2 protein-coding genes are annotated in these 2,317 nt (G+C 44.8%); one reads left to right on the top strand and one right to left on the bottom strand.

Features of this window, described 5'->3' with window-relative positions; all coding sequences use genetic code 11:
- Positions 1-82 precede the first annotated feature (82 nt).
- Complete coding sequence (gene rbr, locus VN429_RS10865; RefSeq protein WP_325633196.1) at positions 83-655, top strand: rubrerythrin; 573 nt, start codon at positions 83-85, stop codon at positions 653-655.
- Between the two features lie 14 nt (positions 656-669).
- Here rbr and VN429_RS10860 read toward each other — a convergent pair.
- The coding region (locus VN429_RS10860; RefSeq protein ID WP_325633194.1) for an ATP-binding protein at positions 670-2,317 on the bottom strand (1,648 nt) is incomplete at its 5' end.

The raw sequence follows: 2,317 nt of genomic DNA, 5'->3' as shown, positions 1-2,317 counted from the left end.
ATTCTGGTCTCATCTGAATTTTTCATGTAAGGGGTGATTATTTACCTGCCTCCCGAATATTATACATTAAGGAGCAGATGATATGGACCTGAAAGGAAGCCTGACTGAGAAGAATCTTCTTGCTGCTTTTGCCGGAGAATCCCAGGCACGAACACGATACACCTTCTTTGCAAGTGTCGCAAAGAAGGAGGGGTTTGAGCAGATTTCTGCATTCTTTATGGAGACTGCAGAGAATGAAAAGGAACATGCAAAACTTTTCTTCAAAGCACTGCCTGGTGGCGAGGCTGAGATAACGGCTTCATATCCATCCGGAAAGATTGGAACCACTGCAGAAAACCTAAAGGCTGCGGCAGACGGTGAAAAAATGGAATGGAGCACCCTCTATCCCGGGGCTGCAAATACTGCCGATAAAGAGGGATTCCCACAAATAGCCGAGATATTCAGGCAGATATCGAAGGTTGAAGCAGAACATGAGAAACGTTACCGCAAACTTCTTGTACAGGTAGAAAACTCCACAGTCTTCAGCAGAGAATCGGAGGTCAGATGGAAATGCCGGAACTGCGGATACGTACTCAGCAATAAAAACGCACCCCAGACATGCCCAGTTTGTTCACACCCGATTAGTTACTTTGAACTCTGGTGCGAGAATTACTGAATTGATTCTTTTTTTTATGTCTCACGTGATGGCCTGAACGATTGGTATGGAACTGTTAGTTCAAACCGGACCCCTGATCCCGGGATTCCATCTTCCCGAATTACTATCCTGGTAATCGAGAGAATCTCCTGGATCAGAAACATACCAAAGCCTGTGTGTCGTCCGAATCCTTTCTTAAATATCCTGTCTTTCTCATCGGAATCTATACCTGCCCCGTCATCCTGGTAAATCAGGAGCAGTGTCTCACCTCTGTACTCTTCAGAGAGGGTGACTGTTGTAACCTGACCACCATGCCTGACTGAATTGTCAATCAGGTTGTAAAAAACACGTTCCAGAAGGGGATCAGCTAAAATATCATACTTGATATCTGATACTGAAAACCTGATACTATGATCTGTAAAAGAACCCGCCGTCTTCAGGAACACTGTGCCTGGATTTTGCCAGGAGGGCTGATGTATCCCAATATCTTCGTATTCTCCAGATGCTTCAGCATGCTGCTGCATCAGCCTTAGAGTCCGGTTCATACGGTCATAATACTCAAGAGTTTCCTGTTCTGCTGGATCCTGCTTTAGAAGATAGAGGTACAATTTCAGGGCAGATATCTGATTCAATATATCATGCCTTGAGATCCCTGACAAAAGATGGAGTTTCTGATTCATACCAATAAGCATCTCTTCATTGTGCTTTTTTTCGGTGATATCATGAAAATTTAAAACACGACCCCTGACCGCACCATGTACTTTATACGGTGTTATGGAGAGATCATAGACCCTCCCTGAGCGGGAAGTGAGTTCAGTTGTGACAACCTGATTTCCTTCAGAAAACGCCAGGAAGGGTGACTCATCCAGAGAATCAGGTTTTGCCATGTGGTATTGTATCAGACGGGAGATTAAAAGATCATCCTCTTTGGTCTCATCCGGGGATCTTATGTCCAGTATCTCCCTCGCAGTCCGATTATACCCTTTCACTTTTCCAGCAGGATCGATGACCAGAATGCCATCAGCCGTGGAATCTATGGTTGCCTGGGTAAATGCATTGATATCGCTCAGCTCTGCGGTACGCTCCTGGACCATGCTTTCCAGATGTTCCTGATACCTAATCAGACTCTCTTCGTTTGCTCTCTTATGATCAATCTGAATAATCGTAAACCCAAGGAGGAAGAGTCCAAAAAAGATGACAATACCTGTATCATCATGATCAAAGGGGTATCCAGGGTGATCTGTTCCCCCAATATGAGTAAAGAAGGAGAGGACTAAAACGGTGATTCCTGCGAAAAGCAGTGCCAAAATGAAAATTTCAAGGACAGGAGGAAGGTTGACAATTTTTCGCTTTCTGAGTTCATAAAAAAGACACCCGACAACTGCAGCAAAGATGGCAATTACTAGGTCAGGAGTGTTACCCATACCTCCATCAGAGAGGATCCTGTACATGATGAAAAAACCGGTGATAATGCCTGCTGATACAAATCCCCCTACATATCCTGCAAGGGGAATGAGGACTCCATTTAACCCAATCACGGGGTGGCTTGTACCGGTCCAGGGAACAAGGATCCCCATCGCTGCAGCAAAACAGAATATCAGCCCGACAAGGACAGAGAACCAGAACGTTTTATTGCGATAGATCCAGGAAGGGATATAATTGTATAAGAGGATAAGCATTATG

It is taken from the genome of Methanospirillum sp. (assembly GCF_035560735.1).
Classification (GTDB): domain Archaea; phylum Halobacteriota; class Methanomicrobia; order Methanomicrobiales; family Methanospirillaceae; genus Methanospirillum.
Note: the sequence above shows the minus strand (reverse complement) of the source record. Positions and strands in the feature narration are given on the sequence as shown.